Below are 17,951 nucleotides of genomic sequence, written 5' to 3'. Positions count from 1 at the left end.
CCGCGCGTTCAGTCGAGGTAGGACATGGATAGCTTGTCGCCGATCGGTAACCGCGATCGCGCGGCCGACACCGCGTGTGCAAGGAGAGAACGCGCAGCCCACCGCTGAGGGTCAAGGTCGCCAAGACACAACTCCAACAGGCTCGCCGCATCGTCGTCGCCGAGGACCTCGTCAAGCCCGCGGCAACTGAATGAGGCCGGAACCGCAGCCGGCCACAGGCTGCCGTCCGGCAAGAAGCGCAGGGTCAGGTCCTTACACTCGCTGATCGCGGGTTCCACCAGCGCGGCACCGGGCTGGTCGCTGAGGTCCTCCCACGGCTCACGCAACAGCTTGCCGACTGTCGTCGTCGGCCCTGGCGGCGGGGCACTGGTCCAGAGCTTCGTTGCATTTCTCGTCGTTGCCTTTAACGGCTGTCCTGGAACTAGAACTCCGGTCGTCGCTAACAGCAATACGCTCGCGACGTTCACCGCCGTCGGGCTCCCAGCGAACGCAGCGCGCAATTCGTTCCGAATCAGCGTATTGAGCGACTTGTGTCGAGCAGCGTAAGAAAGTCCCTTAGCGACGGCGGTAAATTCTTCTGGCATCGGACCTGTCAGGCTACGAAGAGCGATCGTCACAAGTGAACGCAGAGCAGCCGGCTTTGTCTCGGCGAGTCCGTCGTCGAGAAGATGAGCGGCTAGTTCGGGTCCGATAGGACAGAGCCAACCTGGCCAGGCCCCATTGGACCGGTCAAACTGGTCAACGATGTCCAGCACCAGATGGCGCCGGTGATCGCTGTCGCCGAAGAGCTTTCCCGCTGCGAACAGCCACGTATTGCGCCAGTGAGGACTGGGAGCAGTGGCGACGAGATTCCCTCGGATAGTCTCGTCGTCGCCGTTGACCAGCGCTCGCGCTGCCATCAACTCTTGGAGGCTACGGACTTCGAAAGACACGCTTTCGTCTTCGTCGGCAGTCAAGAGCACTAAGCGAGTCGTCGCGATCTCGACGATCTGTTTAGCAAGCATGTCCGCTGCGGTTAACTCCTGGTACCCGACTTCGAGCATCCGGGCTCGGGCAAGTGATCGAAGGTCGTTCAAGGGCAAGCGGGCTCGGGATTCGCCTGTTCCCTCGCAGCGCGTTTGTAGCACCAGGCCTACGCGCTCATGGAGTTCTGTGATGTCATCGCGATGGCCACGTAGAAATTCTCGATGCGATGTGGGTTTTTCCTGTTCGCGTCGATAGACAGCATCGTAGTAGTACCAGAACAATTCATAGCGCGTTGCGGGCAGGTCTCCTAGGTTCTCCAGGATGAACGTAAGGATCAGAACCTGGAGCGGCGTCTTGATCAGCCGCTCGGTCGCCGGAGCCGCTACCGCGCGTCCAAATCGTTCGAGAAGCTGTTCCTTTAAATGCGCATCGTCATGCAATCGATGCTCAGTTACGTGTTGTCCGTACTTGACGGCTTCGTCAATGGTCAAGTAGTCAAGGTCGATTTGCGCAAACTCGGTCGGCATAATGCGTTCGGTATAGCCGGTGGGTCGTGTCGTAACGACGACGAGTAGGTCGGCGTCGACTTGATCGGCGCGTTCGACGAACTCGGTAATCTCATCGAGCACTCGCTGCCTCAGCGACGGAGCAGTGACTTCGTCTAGTCCGTCGAGAAGGAGCACGCACGGCCATGCTGCGAGCCACTTCTCCAGCGCGGCAGGCATGAATTCAACGGACGCCCGTTCCGACACGTATTGACTCAGCCAGCGCATCATTGAAGGGCCGCCAGATGGCCCCATATCATTCGCCATTGTCGGCAACGACACGTTCAATGGCCATCTGCGACTGGTGGGTGCGGGAATTCCGATCCGCCCCAGTGAGTCATTGGTTTCAGTGACAATGTCCTTGGCGCTAGCGAGGCCGGCGTCGCCGTCGAGAAAACGCCCGCGGTACACCTGTGTAAGGTACTTTGCCACGGTGCTCTTGCCATTGCCAGCAGCTCCGGTGATGACGAGGTGCCGCGGCTTGTCACTGCGCCATACCGACCGGCGCAATACAGAGTCCCCTTGATTCAGACACGCCTTTAGCACCTGCTCTCGCTGGCCGTCACCGTCGCGCACGGGGAGGTCGACGACGATGCGATCAACCGACTGACGGCCTTGCATGCCTGCAGCCTCCCCGAAACGGACCCACCTGTCGTGACCGAGGGCACTCTGGGCATGAGCGCGTAGCAACGGCGCCAAGCCCGCAGGATCCGAAATTCCCGATAATGAACTAAGCCGTTCGAGAAGGTCTCCGACCGTTAGCAGGGCGGGAAACGCAGCACGGGCATCCTGATTGTTCGAGATCAGTGCGTTCAATGTATCCCGGTGCCATATCCGAATATCTTGCAGTCCACGTGACCGCAGCGTATCCACCGTGTCGGCTGCATGGCTGCGTTCGAGCTCCGTCGTTGCGTACTCGCGAATCTTGTCGACTCCACCACCGGGTGCAGCCGACAGTCTTGCATTCGTGACAAATAGAACTTGCTGCGGGAACGGCGTGCGCTTGGCCCCCTGCCTCATCCAGGAGTTCAGTTCGTCACGGATCTGACGCTGGAGCCACAGCAAGTTGTTGGCGGGGTCGGCCACATGTTCACGTTGCTTGGCCTGCACGACCGTGTATCCGTCCCAGGTCGTCGCACCGCCGTCCCAGTCGATGCGCCCTCGGAACGTCGCCTCCCTACCTCCATCCTTGCCTGCCCCGTACACCTCCAGCCCCAGACCGAAAGAAGCGGCTGCCAACGCCGCAGCAAGCTGCTCGAATGCGCGAGGACCAAGCTCCTCCAGGTGATAGTCGTTCGCCACGAACATCCTCTCCATGTCGTGCGCTTGCCTAGGGCACGCCCCTGGCAGGTTCGCTCACCACGATTTCGTCAGCCTGGGAGCCTACCGCCAACCTCCCTGCGGATACCCGTTCTGCTGAGAGCCGCGGTGGCGCATCTTGGCCACTCTGGAGGTGGTTAGGCGACGACGCGTCCCAGATCGGTGGTGGCCAAGGTTGCCGTGCTGGAAGGCCTAGATGTTGCGGGGCAGAAGGTTGATGACGCTGCGACGTCGGCGGACGATCAGGGTCCGTGCCCGGGATCCCATAGCCCCGTCGCGGTACCGGCCCGAAGGTGCTTGCTGTACACGCCGACCTTCCATTCAATCAGCGCGCGGCATTCTTCGAGCGCGTGGATCTGGGCCTCGATGTGTTGGCGGTGTTCGTCGAGGAGCTTGAGTCGTTCGTCCTCGTTGCCCGACCCTTGCCTGACGAGGGCCGCGAACCTAGCCAGGTCCGCGAGAGGCATGCCGGACTCCCGGAGCTTGACGCAGATCTGGAGCCAGTCGATGTCGACGGCAGTGTAGATGCGGCGACCGCCAGACGTTCGTTGGACTGGGCCGACGAGCAGGTCCTGTCGCTCGTAGTAGCGCAACGCGTGAACGCTGAGCCCGGTTCGCTCGGCGACCTCGCCGATCGTGAAGGTCTCCTGCTGCTGCGCATCGATGGTCATGCCACACCCTTCCGCGCTTGATCTAGAGTCCGCTCTAGATTCTAGGTTCGCGGCATGACGATCAACCAACAGACACCGCTCCAGTCAGGATTCACGACCGCATCCTCGGCAGAGGAGGTGATAGCCAGCGTCGATCTCGGCGGCAAGACGGCGCTGGTCACTGGCGGATATTCCGGCCTGGGGCTAGAAACCACGCGAACCCTGGTGAAGGCGGGGGCACGTGTGCTCGTGCCGGCGCGGCGTCCGGACCTCGCCACTTCCCGACTGGATGGCCTCAAGGGCGTCTCGGTGATTCCGATGGACCTCGCCGATCTCGTGAGCGTACGCAGGGCTGGCGAGTGCCTCTGTGAGTCCGAACCGAAGCTGGACATCGCTATCGCTGCCGCTGGGGTCATGGCCTCACCGGAGCGGCGCGTCGGGCCCGGATGGGAGAGCCAGTTCGCGATCAACCACCTGGGTCACTTCGTCCTCATCAACCTGCTGCTCCCGCTGCTTGCGAACGCAGGCGGTGCTCGCGTGGTGTCGTACTCCTCGGCTGGACACCACCTGTCTGATATCCGATGGGACGACCTGAACTTCGACCACGGCTACGACCGATGGTTGGCGTATGGCCAGTCAAAGACGGCCAACGTCTTGTTCGCAGTGCACCTTGACGCAGTCGGGAAGAACAACGGAATCCGCGCCTTCTCCCTGCATCCCGGGGCCATCATCACCGACCTGCAGCGCGACATGACTACGGCCGAGCAGATCGAGCGGGGGTGGATTGACGCAGAAGGGAATGTCATTGGGCCCGGCTTCAAGACGTCGAGCGAAGGCTCAGCGACCGGGCTGTGGGCGGCGACGTCCCCCGTGCTGGACAGCCGTGGCGGGGTCTACTGCGAGGACTGCGACATCGCGCCGCTCGCCAGCCCGGGAGGATCGATGGACGATGGTGGTGTTCGTGGCTACGCCATCGACCCCGAAAGCGCCGAGCGTCTATGGCAGATGTCTGCCCAGATCACCGGTGTCAACATCAATGGCGGAGCGACCGCGTGAGTCACGCCAACGCACCACTGTCCATCGAGGGCCGTCGGCGGCTGATCGGCGGTGCCGAACCCGACCGATCGCTCACGTTGCAGCTGAGATGGGCATCTCGCGCGCCTGCGCGTCGAAGTGGGTCAACCGCTGGCGGCGTCACGGTGACGCCGGACTTCAGGACCGCTCGCCGACTCCGCATCGGAGTCCGCACGCGACACCCGCCTGGGTCGTCGAACACATCGGGACCTGGCGGCGTGAACACAAGTGGTCGGCCCAGCGCATCACCGACGAATTCGCCGACCTGGGCCACCAGACCATTCGCCGCACCGTGACTCGGCACCTGACTCGCCTCGGCCTCGGTCGACGACGGTTCATCGACCCTGACGGCGAGAACAACCGCAAACCGGGCAAGATCACTGCCCGTTGGCCCGGGCACATGGTGCACCTGGACGTGAAGAAGGTCGGCCGCATCCCCGACGGCGGCGGCTGGCGCATCCACGGCCGCGACAGCGACCAAGCCAAGGCCGCTGGCCGTGCCAAGTCAGCTGGCGCACGACGCGGGTACACCTACCTGCACTCCGCCATCGACGGCTTCTCCAGGCTCTCCTACACCGAGCTTCTACTCGACGAGAAGGGAGCCACCGCGGCGGCATTCCTTGCCCGTGCCAAGGTCTGGTTCGCCGCCCATGGCATCACCCACATCCATCGCGTCGTCACCGACAACGGTGCGTGCTATCGCTCCGGAGACTTCGCTCGAATCGTTGGAACCCGGTCCCGGCATCAGAAGACCAAGCCCTACACGCCTCGCCACAACGGGAAGGTGGAGCGTTATCAGCGGATCTTGGTCGAAGAACTGCTCTACGCCCGGGACTTCACCAGCGAGGACGCGCGCTCAGCCGCGATCGCGGTCTGGAACATTCACTACAACTACCACCGACCCCACTCCGGCGCAGGCGGTCAGCCACCGCCAGCTAAGGACACCCATGGCCGCCCCGCAGTACGCCTTCAACACCAAGCACCACCGCTACCCCTTACCGTGCACGTCTTCCTCGTCCAGCAAGGAAAATTTCTGCTGATGCGGCGGACCGGGAGTGGCTACGCGGATGGACAGCGGGGCGTGCCCGCCGTTCATCAGGCAAGTCGCCTGTCGGATGTGATGTTGTCAGTTTCCCGCGGCGGCTCGCCGCGTTCGACTCGTTCGCGTTGAGAGACAGGAGAAACGTGGTAGATCAGTTCATCCGGGACACCCAGCACGAGCGTTATCCCGTCGCCGTTCACCTGATCCTCACCGACCCCATGACCTGCCGCGTGCTGCTGATGCGGCGCGATGGCACTGACTACGGTCGGGATCGGCTCGCCTTCGTAGCCGGGCACGTGGACATGGGAGAGATGGTCACCGACTGCGTGGTTCGCGAGTCCGCCGAGGAGATCGGGATCGAGCTCGACCCGGCCGATCTGCTCCCGGCCGGGGTGATGTTCCGCCGCTCGGCCGAACCTCGGGTGGACTTCTTCTTTTCCACCGACGCCTGGAAGGGCGAGCCGCGCATCCGCGAGGCGCACAAGTGCAGCGAACTCGTCTGGGCCGATCCGGGCAGCTTGCCCGCCGACGTGCTCGACTTCGTCCCACGTGCGCTCGACAACGTCCGGAACGGCCGACATTTCGACGAGTTCGGCTGGGAGACCGCGTCAGTCCTACCGGGGTAGCCGTCACGACCGATAGCGGGACAGCCGAGGCACGTTCGCGGCAGCACAAACCAGGCGAAGTCTGCATATTTTGTCGCTGGTTGTCGATAGCGTGACGAGGTGACTACTGAGAGCTGGAGTGAGGGCGCCAGGTCCACACCGCGCCGCGCGGGTGCGGCCTGGTCCGCGGAGGACACCGAGACGCTGCTGGACGGGCTCCGGCGCGGTGTGGCGCTGGACGCGCTGGCCGGAACCTTGCAGCGCACGCCCCGTGCGCTGCAGGAACGGTGTCACGTGCTGCTGCCGCCTCAACTACGGCCGGCGTTGCGAGCTGATGGCGAGGCGGTGCTGCGGGAACACCTGGCGGCCAACTCGAACTTCGCTGTGGCCACGAGCCCGAGCCGGACATCGAACCAGCTAAAAAGTCATGGCCGCAGTGCCGCGGTGCCGTCTGCGCCGTTGAGTGGCGAACAGCGGCGAATGATCGATGCGGTGCGGGCGGGGCGGGATGTGATTGTCGATGCGACGGTGGGATCGGGCAAGACCACAGCGATTCAGGCGTTATGCACCGAAGTGGGCCGGGACCGGCGGGTGCTGTACCTGACCTACAGCAAGCTGTTGAAAGCCGACGCGCAACGCCGGGTGAAACACGCGAAAGTGCAGAACTACCACGGGATCGTGTACCCCTCACTGCGCAGGGCGGGCATCAAATGCGGTCTTGACGAATCCCTCCGCCGGTTCAACGCGGCGTTCACCAGTCTCTCGGCGTGGTTCCCCAGATTCGACCTGCTCGTGGTCGATGAGTACCAGGACATCAACGAGGAGTACGCGCAGCTGCTGCGCAACATCAAGTCGCTGAAACCGTCCATGCAGACCGTGCTGGTCGGTGACCTGGCTCAGAAAGTGCACTCGAACACGACCTTGGACGTGCAGCGCTTCGCCAGGGAGATCACCCAGCAGGCCGAGCAGATGCCGTTCACGCAGTCCTTCCGGGCCGGTCAGGAACTCGGCGCGCAACTCAGCGAGGCATGGAACAAGCCGGTGGTGGGCGTCAACCCCGACCAGACGATCCGATACGTCTCCTACCACGAGGCACTTGACTTCATGAGAGCGAAGAAGCCCGGCGACCTGCTGTGCCTGGGCAGACGCAACGGCAAGATGGCCGAGGCACTAAATCACCTGGAACGCGATCATGGCGAGATCTTCAACAAGGAAACCGTCTACGCCTCCATCCGCGACAGCGACACCTCAGTGACCTACAGCGACGACACCGCGGTGTTCACGACGTTCGACTCCAGCAAAGGCCTCGAACGCCCAGTGAGCGTGGTGTTCGACTACGACGAGGCCATGTGGAACCTGCGCTGCGGGTTCCCGAACGTCGACACGACCGTCCTGCGCAACGTGTTCCTGGTCGCAGCCTCCCGCGGAAAGCACGACGTCCTCTTCGTGCGGTCACAACATGCTCACCGGCAACCCAAAAGCATCGGATACATCCCCATACAGCGATTCACGCAGCTCCTGACCGAGGACCTGCCAACGTATGACAAGCCGTTGCTGGCCTCGGACTGCTTCGACTTCACCTACGCGGAGAACCTCCAAGCCTGCGTCGATCTACTCGACAGACGGCGCCTCGACGACGGCGCAGGTGAGGAGATCACCATCGACCGCGTCGACGGGCTGATCGACCTCTCCCCCGTGGTAGGGCACTACCAGGAGGCGGTGTTCTTCGACAGGTACAACCCCGCCATCGAGGTGATCCTCAACCCCAAACCGATCGCGAAGCAGCTCAGCGGCAAGCTGAGCGAGGACCCCTGGGACAACTCGCTGCTGCTGACCGCCGTCGACACGGACCAGATGCGCTACGCAGAACAAGTCACCCGAAAAGTCAACGGCGAGGTGCGCGACGCACTGACCAGACGACTGGCGACACAGCTCCCCCGCGACTGCGCGGCCCAGGTGCCGATGGACCTGTCCGGCACGGCTGTCGCAGCACCGGCGGCGACACCGATCACGTTCGTGGGTGTCGCCGACGCCGTGCACGACGGCCAGGTCTACGAGCTCAAGTTCGTCTCCGAACTCGACCGCGCCATGTTCCTACAGCTGGCGCTCTACCTCGTGATGAGCGGCCACCGAAGCGGCGTGCTGTGGAACACCCGCACCGACGAACGCTGGGCAGTGCAAGTGCCCGACCGCGAGAAGTTCATGCACGCCGTCATCGTGTGCGTCACCAAACAGCGGTACCGAGCCTTCCAATCGACACCGCGACAACCGGAATCAGGCGGCCGGCAAGATCGGGCTCATCGACGACAACTACCGCCTGATCAAGCTGATCTCCCTGGTCGGATGGACACACCCGAGCGAGAACAAGTCCAGCCTGCGGTACTGCACCGCCGCCGACGAGAGCCGTCTGACCGAGGCTGAGCGGACGGCGGGACACATGATGTGCGCTCACTACTCGAGTGCCGTGGAATACCACCAGGGAAACACTGATTATTCAAAGACGTTGGACCGGCGGCAGCTTCCCAACTTCACCCTCGAGTTCATCACCAACCTCACCGACGACGCGATCACCGCGCTCGGCGAGATGGTGAAACTCTCCCTCGGTGTCGGCGACAAGGCCGACCCCACCGTGCTGGGCAAGCACTGGATCGACGACGTCACCGCCACCTGCTGGCGACTCAAGCTCGCCGACTATGAGGACCGACTCGCCCAGACGGAGTGATCGGCGCTGGATGACCGCGCTGCGTTGGCGTGAGGGACTCGACACTCGACCACGTGAAAGCCCTGCGGGAGAGTCGGTGTCTTGTCGGGGCTTCGGGTTAAGTTCTGGTCCTCCAATCTCGCGTGGAAAGGCCAGGCCGTCCGGCTGGTCGGAATCAGTCCCACCGGGACGCCGCTGTCCACCGGCGAGCAGCCCTACTCGGTGGCGCTGCCCGCTCGCCGGGGCCTGCAGGAGTTTCCACGCGAGCCGGGCTGCCGGGCCGGCCCTCGTGTGAGTGGCAGCAGCGGCAGCCCTGGGCTATCGACGCCCACCGCGGCGCACGCCCCAGCGCGGGGGAACTCGCCGGCCGCGTGACCACGCGCTGACCATCATCACCTCCGGTCCGGGTACCGGCTCAACGCTCCTGAGTACTACCGGACCCCGCCCCTGCGCCGGCACCGTCAGTGAGCCCCGGCCATGTCGGCCGAGTCCTGACACCCACGTCGACTCCAGCCCACAGCGGCGTCACCGTCGAGGGTCGGTATCGCCTGTCTCCGGCACGGGTCGGCGCCAGGCTCGGTGACTTCGCTGTCTGCGACGGTGGGGGAACAGGGTCAGCGGGTGCGGGCCAGTGCTCCGATGATGAGCTGGTGTTCGGGACGTGTATCGGGGTGTGGGGATTCGGGTCGCCATTGGGTTACCGGCACGATCCCGGGTGCGAACACCTCGCAGCGTCGAAGCCAGTGCGCGAGGTCGGCGCTGTTGCGGCTGTACAAGGGTTTCCCCGCGTCGCGGTACACCCTGCTGCCGTGGTGGACCTTCTCGGCGAGCTCTGATCCGACGTGTTCGTGGCTGAGGTGCGACACCGCGAGGAAGCTGCCTGCCGGGAGCTCGCTGAGGTACTGGCCGATGATGTGATCGGGGTCGTGGTCACCGCCGACGAAGTGCAAGACCGCGACCATGAGCACCGCGGTGGGCTGGGTGAGGTCGAGGGTCTCCAGGAGGTCGTGATGATCGAGGATGTGAGCGGGGGTGCGCAGGTCGGCGTCGATCACCCTCGCATGGGGGTTGTCGCGCAGGATGATGCGCGATTGTTCGACCGCGACCGGGTCGTTGTCGACGTAGACCACCTTGACGTCCGGGGTGATCTCGTGGGCGATCTCGTGCACGTTACCGACGGTGGGAATGCCGGAGCCGATGTCGACGAATTGCCGGATTCCTTCGGTTTCGATGAGATAGGTGACGACCCGGCGCAGGAATTGTCGATTGTCGATCGCCATTGTTTTCGCTGGGAGTATGTGTGCGTATTGCTCAGCGAAGGCACGGTCGACAGCGGTGTTGTGGCTGCCGCCGAGGTACCAGTCATACGCGCGCGCGACCGAGGGCTCAGCGATGTTGACGAAGGTGTGCTGCTGGGTCTCAGACGATGTGGTCTCGACGTCGAGCGCGCGTGCGGATGTGGTGTCGTGTTCTGAGGTCATATATGCCGCTCCCCGTGTGTCGGTTCCACCGTACGGTCGGGTCGGGACGCTCGCCTACCGCCATGCGGGCTGCTCCCCTGCGGGGTTACCTCTTTCCGGTGTATCCCTGGGCGTCTCGGCGCGGCCCCGGCAGAACAAGAACCCCGCGCCGATGTCGCACTCGGTCGAGTGAACAAAATGCCGGATTCTGACCGCATGCGGTGATATGGGTGTCTGCCGGCGATCGCCCGATCAGGATATCTAGCCCCTTTCGGGTGATGTGTGCGCAAGGAATGGGCGGGCTGCGGAGAGATATATGTGCGGTCGCCCCCGAGGCCGCGTTTCCGTCCCCCCGACAAGATGAGGAACATCGATGATCCCGACAGAGCTGGTGTTGACGCTGCTTGTGGTGATCTCGCCGCCGGCCTGGTTCCTGCGGTGCGTGGTAGCGGTGGCCCGCGGTGCCCGTGCATGGTGGAAGCGATGGCGGTACTCGGCGCCAGTGGTAATCGAGCTGCATGTGTGCTCGATGAACCTGCCGAGCACGGGACACAGAACACACCGCTGCGACACCACGGAGGGCGAGCCGGAGTGACCGACCCGGCATCCCCGCGCGAGCACCGCGTGCTGGCGCCGGCCGACCTGGCTCGCATCATGGGCTTGTACCACGAATTCGCGCCACGGTTGACGAAAATGCTGCGCAACCAGCATCCCGACGCCGACGCAGAACAGGCCGTGGCCGACGCCTTTCTGCAGCTGTGCATGAAATGGTACACGATCGAGGGCGACCCAGCAGGGTTACTCACGATGATCGCCCGGCGCCGCCTGCACGACCAACGCCGCCATGACGAGCGCACGCGGGCGCTGCAACACAGTGATCGAGTGATGCGCACGTGCCCGATCGCGAGTCAGAAAGACGCCGAGATCCGAATCGCCTCGCTTCAAGCAATGCAGGCGATCCCGCCCGCCATCGCGAAGACGTTGTTCCGCCACTACTACGAAGAACTCACGGTCGAAGAAATCGCACACGAGCGTGGTTGTCGTGAATCCACGGTCCATGAAGAGCTGTCCCGCGGCCGAAAGTGCCTCGCCGAGTTACTCGAGGGCAGACGCCGATCCCCCCGTCCACCAGCCGATGAAGACAGGAGTTCGTGATGTCCCTGCACCACCACGAATCCCCCGAGCAGCACCCTGCCCGGACCGAGGAGGCCGAATTCGACGAACGGGTCCGAACCGCGCTGCGCCGCTGCGTTGTCGATACCACGGAGTTCACCGCAGCAGAGATCGCGCAAAGCAAGGCCGACATCGCGGCGATGGCGGTGGTGACCGCACCGGGGCTCGAACTGACCTGGCAGGACGCCCGCGAGTTCGGGGCGCGCTGGTACGAGGCGCTGCTGGGCACCACCTACCTGGCCTTGGACCCTCACGAGGCCGAGACCGAATTCGGGCGGTGGACCGCGATCCTGCTCACGCATCTGGGAGCGGAGATCACTGGACTGGACCAGCTGTGCGATCCCTCGGCACTGGACTGCCCGGAAGCAGTCGGGCGCGATCTGTCGTACTCGTTGCGACTGGCAGCCGAAGCTCTAGGGCCGTGTGTGCGACTGCTGTCAGACCTGACCCTGGAATACACCCCGTACTGCCCGCGATCTGTGCGGGCACAGGTGGTGGGGGACTTCGCGGGCGGATTCGCCAGCGGGTTGCGCGATCGCGTGCGCGAGGAGCAGAACGTGATCGCCGAAGGACTGACCCGCGCGCGGATGGCCGCGGCCGAGCGCGGCCAGCAGCTGCACAACACCGCACTCGCCACCGTGTCAGCGACCCTCGGGATCAACAGACAGGGCCAGATCATCGAGGCCAATGCCGCGGCACAATCACTGCTAGGGCAACCGCTGCAATCCCTGCGACGGCATCACCTGACAGACATCGCCGTGGAAGACGACCGCGCCGGACTGGCCGACGCAGTCACCACCGTTCTGAAATCCGGGCACGACAACGCCACCGTCCGCACAGATTTCCGCACACCAGCACTGAAAACCCCCTCCAGGCTTCCACGGTGGTGTACCGCCACGATCGGCAAGATCACCGCCGACCCCCACGGCGCTGTCGTGCTCCTGGAAGACACCACCGTGCTGCGGGTACTAGAAGACGGCCTGGCCCATGACGGAAGCGGCGCGCTCACCGAGGACGCCTTCTTGCGACACGTCAACCTCTCGCTGGAACACACGCGCGCAGCCGCCATGCTCACCATCCGCGCCGGGAACTGGCCGGACCTGGACCGCACCTGCGCCGAACTGGGCACCCAACTACTCGCACGGATCGTCACCCTCATCCACCGGGCCCAGGACAGCACCCCCGCCCGCCTGCTCGTCGGACGCAGCAACCACGACATCGTCGTGTTCGTCGACGAACTCGACACCTGGAGCGTCGTCACCCGCCTGGCCAAAGAGCTCTACGCCTGGCTATGCGACCCCATCCGGATCGGCAGACACCGCATCCGCCTGCAGCCACACCTAGGACTGGTCCCCGTCGAACCAGGCCGCTCGGCACTCGACCTACTCCGAGCCACCCGCGTCGCCCTCCACCAATCCACCCACCACACAGAACCGTGGAACAACCCCAGCACCAGTACCAGCACTGGCGATCACGACCGTGCCCAACTCGAACTGCTCGGACAACTCACCCACGCCCTCGAACACCACGAACTGCAACTGGACTACCAACCCATCGACCGCATCGCCACACAACACTGCCGCACCCGGCCCTGGGCGGGAGTACGAGCACTACCGTTCTGGATCGCCTCTGACGGCGCCCGCCATAACCTCACCGACGTACTCGACCTCGCGGAAAACACCGGCCTGCTCGCCAGCGTCCTTCCCGCAACACTCACCCTGGCCTGCACGCACCTGGACACCTGGCGAACCCGCTACCGATTCACCCCCACCCTCGTACTCGACCTCCCCGGCCGAGCCGTGCACGACGACACATTACTCAGCGAGCTACACACCATCGCCGCGCAAACACCGGTCACCGCAGAACAGCTGCAATACGCCATCCCCGCAGGCGCCGTCGCCGGCCCCGACACGAAACCCGTGCTCGATCGCCTCGCAGCCGAAGCACAACACGGCATCAGCCTCGCCATCACCGACCTGGGACACCACTACTTCCCAGCCGAAACCCTCGCCTCGCTGCCCTGGTCCGCCGCGGTCCTGCCGCGCGTCACCATCGAGCACCTGACACACACAGACACCACCACGCCACAAGACACACATCCATCGCCCTTGCACGCCATGCTGGACCTGCTACACCGACTCGACATCGACACCATCGCCGAGAACCTGCGACCCCACGACCACCGCCGCCACCTGTTCACCTTCCACGCCGAATCCGACACCTACAACGTCACCGACATCGCCCACCACGCACAGGCATCGCGCTAACGCAGTGCCGACGCGATGCAACGGCACCACCGCACGCTCGGCGAGATCCGCCCGGCGAGATCAAGGACCAGCACAGCACCATCAGCAGCCTGTCCAAGGACCAGACCCGCGTTGTCGACGCCGACAACGCGGGATGAGGACATGGTCAACCCCTCGTAACGCCACCAGGTGATGCGCGGGCACTCACGGACACGACCGCATCGGTCGCCGCGAATGGACCTCCAGCTCACGCACAGCGGTGGGCATGACTGAGGCGGATTCTCGCTCGCGTGCTGACCGCGCGCGCTGCGGGCCATGGAGGCCGCTGCCGAAGCCGATGCCCGCGATGCCCGGCCCAAGGCATCGACCAGGCACAGGGTCCGGATCGCCGCCGTGTCCCGCGCGGGTGCCACGAGGTCGCGTCCCTGCCGCGACAAATTGGGGTTGTGGGTCCGGGTTACATATCGCTGTGTGCGGCGCCGAGCAACCGATCGCGATGTAGTGAGGCGAAGAGCAGCGCTGCCGCGGGTCCGGGTGAGAGCGAGTGGGTCCGGCGCAGGGCACCGATCGTGTCAACGACTCCACGGTCACACCAACGCAGCGAACAGGGTGACCTACAGCAGTTTCACGATCACGGCTCCGATGACACCGAGCACCGCCGAGGCAATACCCGCCTTCACCGCCGCACCGAGGACACCCTTCCACCATTCTGCGCGGGTTCGGGGCAGCGATCGCGCCTGCCGCGGGGGCGCCGCGATCTCCGGAACAGTCCACGGCCGGTCTCCCACGGTGTGCAGCAACGGGACATGATGGTCAGCAACCCCGAACGTGCCCAAGGCGCGGCGAAACTCCTCGAAGACCCGGTGGTCCCTGCGATTCGCCACTGGCCCCTGACGAACAGATGCCACCAGGCAAAGACTTCACCTTCACTGACGCCTACGTCCTCGCCCCGTCCGGCGAACTGAAACTCGTACTCGCCCCGCAGCACGACGCCGAGCCCGTATCGTTCACCGCACCGGCACCGTGCCCGTGTCCCGGCCCGCGTAGGCACGCGCGTCCGGCGTGTAGCCCGGCGAAATGTCGGGTCGAGCATAGCCCGGTAGGGTCTAGACCGCTCCGTTGGACGCAAGGATGATGACGGTGGCGAGGACGGCGGCCACTCCGAGGGCGAATCCGACGAGCCCGTATTTCCATCGCTGTTCGTCGTCGACGATCGTTGGTAGCTGGCCGACGTTTATGGTTCTCACGGTGTTTTCGATCTCCGCGACTACTATTCTGCCCGCCGTTTCGATGTCTCCGCTGATGTTCGTCGGCTGCGGAAACGAGTCCATCATCGCCGGACAGTCGTTTGTGAATTGCTCAAGGCGTTGCGACGCCGCAGCGAACTGACCGAAGTCAATGTCGGCGAGTTTGTTCGCTGCATTATCCAAGGTAAGCGCGTTTGACTCAAATTCCCCAAGATTCTCCGAGGCGCTGTACATCAGAGTTGCGCCCTCTTCGAGGAAGCCCAGACGCTCCGACGCAGCGTAGAGGAGGGAGATCGACTCAGCGTCGATGTAGCTATCTTCGATCCTGTCGATCAACCCGTACAGCAAGTCCGCAGCCCCGGCGCTGACTTCCTTCAGTTCATCGAGCGCGTCACGGATTTCATGTTTGCCGGATTGTATCGCGGTCGTCAGAAGTTCTTCGAGGCGGTCTTCGGTCAGTCGGTCGAGACCGTCTATTTTCGCCCTGAGTCCCTTCTCGTTCTCTTCCTTCCATTCAAGGAGGAGCGATTCGGGATACATGTGTTCGTTGTCGTGCCTGTCGACGCGCGGATGGTGCGCCTTGCACAACAAGATTAGATTCGTAAAACTGTCCCGCTCCTGCTTGTTCATCGGCCGGTAGCGCGGCCAGCGCGGGGACACCGGAACGATATGTGCGATGTCCACGTTTTTCTTCTCGTCGCCACGGCCCAAGATGCTGACACTCGGAACGTTGCAGTCCGGGAAATAGCATTTCGTGCTCAACGCGAACAGCACCGCCTCGGTCGCCTTGCTGTAGTTCCGGTCGCCCACGGCGCCGCCTCCAAGTTGTCTCGCTCGGGTGGATCGCCAACGTAGCGACAGGGACCGACAAACTTGGGGGTGTTGCCGTCGTAGCCGTAACCGTCCAATGGCCCGACTAGGTCGTAGACGGGTCGTCGGATTCCCAGGCGGTGATCGGTGCCGGTACAGGGAGGGTGTGGGTTCCAGCGTCGGCAAGGACCGTCAATGCCTGGAGACGGGTTGCGGTGCTGCCTCGGTGGACGAGGAACCAGCTTCCCACGGTCAGGATGGTGGTATCGGCGGTGTGGACGGCGACGCCGGTGACCGTGAAGCGGCCGTGCGGGGCCTGTTCGAAGGTGGCGGCGACCAGATCGCCATGCCCTACCCCGTTGACAGTGCCCCGGAGAGCGTCGGGGTCGTCGACCGTCGCGTCGGTGTTGGTCGTGTCGCTGTAGCGGATGGATTGTACGGCCTTGTCGGGCTTCAGACCGGATTCGATGAACAGAGAACCAACCATGAACGTCTTCACGGCAGGTGACTTCACGGCCGGGCCTTCGACGGTGAACAGGCCGTAGGTGTCGCGTTTGAACGTCACCGCGATCTGCGTCTTGTCTTTCAAATTGGCTAGCAACGCGGTCATGCCCTTGATGTCGCGGCGAGCGGGGGTCAATGGCAGGTCGGTGACGGTCACCTGAGCGGTCCCTTCAACGGTCCGAGGCGGAGTCGACAGGTTGCCGCACCGTCATAGTCGCCATCTGGTGCCGCACCGACGTGAACAGCCTTGTACCCGAGGGGATGACATGTGATCAGCGGACCGGGTGATGGTGCTGCCCCGGTGGTGTGGCGATACCTGCCGTGGTGATTGGGGCGCGGCTAGGGTGTCGCATCGCTGCAACGTTTCGCCAGCTAGTACCGACCGATCCCTGATTTCGTGCTGTCGAGGAGTAAATCGTGGCCGTCACTGAGGAGCGTGGTCTCCGACCGGATTCCGCGTCGATGCTAGGGGTGACGCTGCTCGGGCAGGTTGTGCGTCACCTCGCGGAAGCAACCCACATCCTCGACTTCGTCAGCGGCCAAGTCGACCTCAACCTCGGCGAAGCGTCGTCGTCGATGACACAGGCCGCTCACGAAGCAAACGAGGCGTTTGAAGCTGCGAGCCTGCTGATGAACGGCGCGGAGTTAGACACGAGTTGGAGCAACTATGCGTCGCGGCCGAAGGCGGTGTTCGCGCGGCACCGCGCGGCCGTCGCCGCCGGAGCGCAACGGCTGCACCCGGCGCCCGCCCCCATGATCGTCCAGAGCGAACCGTCACCCGTCAGCCATGGCGAGTTGCCGCCGAAACCGCCGAACGCGGCACGACCGAAGTGCGGACACCCCACCAAGACAACCGGGAAACTGTGCGGGAACCGGGTTGTCGTGCTCGAAGACGGCATCCTCGCCACAGGCTGCGCCACCCACCTGCCAGACGCGGAGCGGCCGTCATATGAGCAGCAAAAGGCCCAGACCGACGCCTGGATGGACGCTGCCGTACACCACCAGCAGTCCAACAAAGCACGCATGATGGCCGACGCGACAGCTCTGTGGCTACGCCGCCAAGCCCGCGAACTCGGCATTGACTGGGACGACTTCTGCGACACCATCGACGTCGCGGCCAACGCCATCACCGAGACGTCGCACGACGCGGCCGACTCGGGTGTCGCCGACATTGACCGTTGGGAAGCCTGCGGTTCGTGCGCCCCGCATGTCGCGGACATCGTGGCACTCGCATCGGTGGGGATGCAGTTCCTGCACACGTGGGCTACCCGGCAGCGACCACCACGGTGGGCCGATCGGTCCTGGCCTGCTGGGGCCTGGCTGCTGGAAGTGCCACCGAAGGGACATGCCCACCGAGACGAACTGGGATTGCACCTTGCCGCGTCCGTGCTCGCGGAGATCGCCACCCCGACCGGCGACATCGCCAATGCTGTCGATGCTCGCGAACGGGAGATCACCGACGCCATGCTGGGCCAGTTCGCTCACGCGGACACTCTGCGCGCCCCCAGTGAAGCCGACGAGGCCCCCGTGCCCAACGTGGCCCCGCCACGGCCAGGTGCCCGCCCGGTCAACGGGAAACGTTCGAAGAAGAAACGAAAGCAGCGATGA

The 17,951-nt window shown here is 64.1% G+C and carries 14 protein-coding genes and 1 pseudogene; 9 read left to right on the top strand and 6 right to left on the bottom strand.

Features of this window, described 5'->3' with window-relative positions; genetic code table 11:
• Nucleotides 1-8: 8 nt before the first annotated feature.
• Both CFN78_RS28840 and CFN78_RS23830 read right to left on the bottom strand, forming a co-directional pair.
• A complete protein-coding gene (locus tag CFN78_RS28840; protein ID WP_133116434.1) occupies nucleotides 9-2,813 on the bottom strand; it encodes an NACHT domain-containing protein in 2,805 nt (934 codons plus the stop codon).
• 260 nt (nucleotides 2,814-3,073) lie between these two features.
• On the bottom strand, nucleotides 3,074-3,502 hold the full coding sequence (locus tag CFN78_RS23830) for a MerR family transcriptional regulator (RefSeq protein WP_094865116.1): 429 nt from the start codon (nucleotides 3,500-3,502) through the stop codon (nucleotides 3,074-3,076).
• A 54-nt stretch (nucleotides 3,503-3,556) separates the two neighbouring features.
• Between CFN78_RS23830 and CFN78_RS23825 the strand changes: the two genes are divergently transcribed.
• The 5 genes and pseudogenes from CFN78_RS23825 to CFN78_RS23805 all read left to right on the top strand — a co-directional run bounded on the left by CFN78_RS23825 (nucleotide 3,557) and on the right by CFN78_RS23805 (nucleotide 8,924).
• Nucleotides 3,557-4,537, top strand: a complete 981-nt coding sequence (locus tag CFN78_RS23825; protein ID WP_094865114.1) for an oxidoreductase — start codon at nucleotides 3,557-3,559, stop codon at nucleotides 4,535-4,537.
• Nucleotides 4,534-5,495, top strand: a pseudogene (locus tag CFN78_RS23820) (IS481 family transposase); the annotation flags it as partial. The gene CFN78_RS23825 and the pseudogene CFN78_RS23820, both read left to right, overlap by 4 nt.
• Before the next feature lie 245 nt (nucleotides 5,496-5,740).
• Nucleotides 5,741-6,223: an NUDIX domain-containing protein gene (locus CFN78_RS23815; protein WP_094865112.1), complete on the top strand. Its 483-nt coding sequence runs from the start codon at nucleotides 5,741-5,743 to the stop codon at nucleotides 6,221-6,223.
• 99 nt (nucleotides 6,224-6,322) lie between these two features.
• Entirely contained in the window at nucleotides 6,323-8,623 is a 2,301-nt protein-coding gene (locus CFN78_RS23810; protein ID WP_240519654.1) for a DEAD/DEAH box helicase family protein, read from the top strand.
• A gap of 82 nt (nucleotides 8,624-8,705) precedes the next feature.
• Nucleotides 8,706-8,924 (top strand): hypothetical protein, encoded by a 219-nt coding sequence (locus CFN78_RS23805; RefSeq protein ID WP_094865110.1) that lies wholly within the window; start codon nucleotides 8,706-8,708, stop codon nucleotides 8,922-8,924.
• 593 nt (nucleotides 8,925-9,517) lie between these two features.
• Here the strand turns inward: CFN78_RS23805 and CFN78_RS23800 are convergent.
• Entirely contained in the window at nucleotides 9,518-10,384 is an 867-nt protein-coding gene (locus CFN78_RS23800; RefSeq protein ID WP_094865108.1) for an SAM-dependent methyltransferase, read from the bottom strand.
• Between the two features lie 352 nt (nucleotides 10,385-10,736).
• Here CFN78_RS23800 and CFN78_RS29310 point away from each other — a divergent pair, with 352 nt between their 5' ends.
• From CFN78_RS29310 to CFN78_RS23785, 3 genes are read left to right on the top strand one after another with little or no spacing between them, the layout of a single operon-like run.
• Entirely contained in the window at nucleotides 10,737-10,958 is a 222-nt protein-coding gene (locus CFN78_RS29310; RefSeq protein ID WP_094865106.1) for a hypothetical protein, read from the top strand.
• A complete protein-coding gene (locus CFN78_RS23790; RefSeq protein ID WP_094865105.1) occupies nucleotides 10,955-11,518 on the top strand; it encodes a sigma-70 family RNA polymerase sigma factor in 564 nt (187 codons plus the stop codon). Before CFN78_RS29310 ends, CFN78_RS23790 begins: the two co-directional genes overlap by 4 nt.
• A complete protein-coding gene (locus tag CFN78_RS23785) occupies nucleotides 11,518-13,803 on the top strand; it encodes an EAL domain-containing protein (RefSeq protein WP_094865103.1) in 2,286 nt (761 codons plus the stop codon). The genes CFN78_RS23790 and CFN78_RS23785 overlap by 1 nt, the downstream gene beginning before the upstream one ends.
• Before the next feature lie 593 nt (nucleotides 13,804-14,396).
• Here CFN78_RS23785 and CFN78_RS23780 read toward each other — a convergent pair.
• From CFN78_RS23780 to CFN78_RS23770, 3 genes are all read right to left on the bottom strand, one after another.
• The gene (locus CFN78_RS23780) at nucleotides 14,397-14,690 is read right to left on the bottom strand and encodes a hypothetical protein (RefSeq protein WP_133116433.1); all 294 of its coding nucleotides are present in this window, start codon (nucleotides 14,688-14,690) and stop codon (nucleotides 14,397-14,399) included.
• Nucleotides 14,691-14,888: 198 nt separating this feature from the next.
• Entirely contained in the window at nucleotides 14,889-15,839 is a 951-nt protein-coding gene (locus tag CFN78_RS23775; RefSeq protein ID WP_094865100.1) for an HNH endonuclease signature motif containing protein, read from the bottom strand.
• A 106-nt stretch (nucleotides 15,840-15,945) separates the two neighbouring features.
• The gene (locus CFN78_RS23770) at nucleotides 15,946-16,500 is read right to left on the bottom strand and encodes a hypothetical protein (protein ID WP_094865099.1); all 555 of its coding nucleotides are present in this window, start codon (nucleotides 16,498-16,500) and stop codon (nucleotides 15,946-15,948) included.
• A 260-nt stretch (nucleotides 16,501-16,760) separates the two neighbouring features.
• Between CFN78_RS23770 and CFN78_RS23765 the strand changes: the two genes are divergently transcribed.
• On the top strand, nucleotides 16,761-17,951 hold the full coding sequence (locus tag CFN78_RS23765) for a hypothetical protein (protein WP_133116432.1): 1,191 nt from the start codon (nucleotides 16,761-16,763) through the stop codon (nucleotides 17,949-17,951).

Source organism: Amycolatopsis antarctica, from assembly GCF_002262875.1.
GTDB lineage: Bacteria > Actinomycetota > Actinomycetes > Mycobacteriales > Pseudonocardiaceae > Amycolatopsis > Amycolatopsis antarctica.
Note: the sequence above shows the minus strand (reverse complement) of the source record. Positions and strands in the feature narration are given on the sequence as shown.

Coding starts and splice junctions, on each gene's coding strand:
- CFN78_RS23830 (WP_094865116.1), bottom strand. CDS start 3,502: ATGACCATCGATGCGCAGCAGCAGGAGACCTTCACGATCGGCGAGGTC.
- CFN78_RS23825 (WP_094865114.1), top strand. CDS start 3,557: ATGACGATCAACCAACAGACACCGCTCCAGTCAGGATTCACGACCGCA.
- CFN78_RS23800 (WP_094865108.1), bottom strand. CDS start 10,384: ATGACCTCAGAACACGACACCACATCCGCACGCGCGCTCGACGTCGAG.
- CFN78_RS29310 (WP_094865106.1), top strand. CDS start 10,737: ATGATCCCGACAGAGCTGGTGTTGACGCTGCTTGTGGTGATCTCGCCG.
- CFN78_RS23785 (WP_094865103.1), top strand. CDS start 11,518: ATGTCCCTGCACCACCACGAATCCCCCGAGCAGCACCCTGCCCGGACC.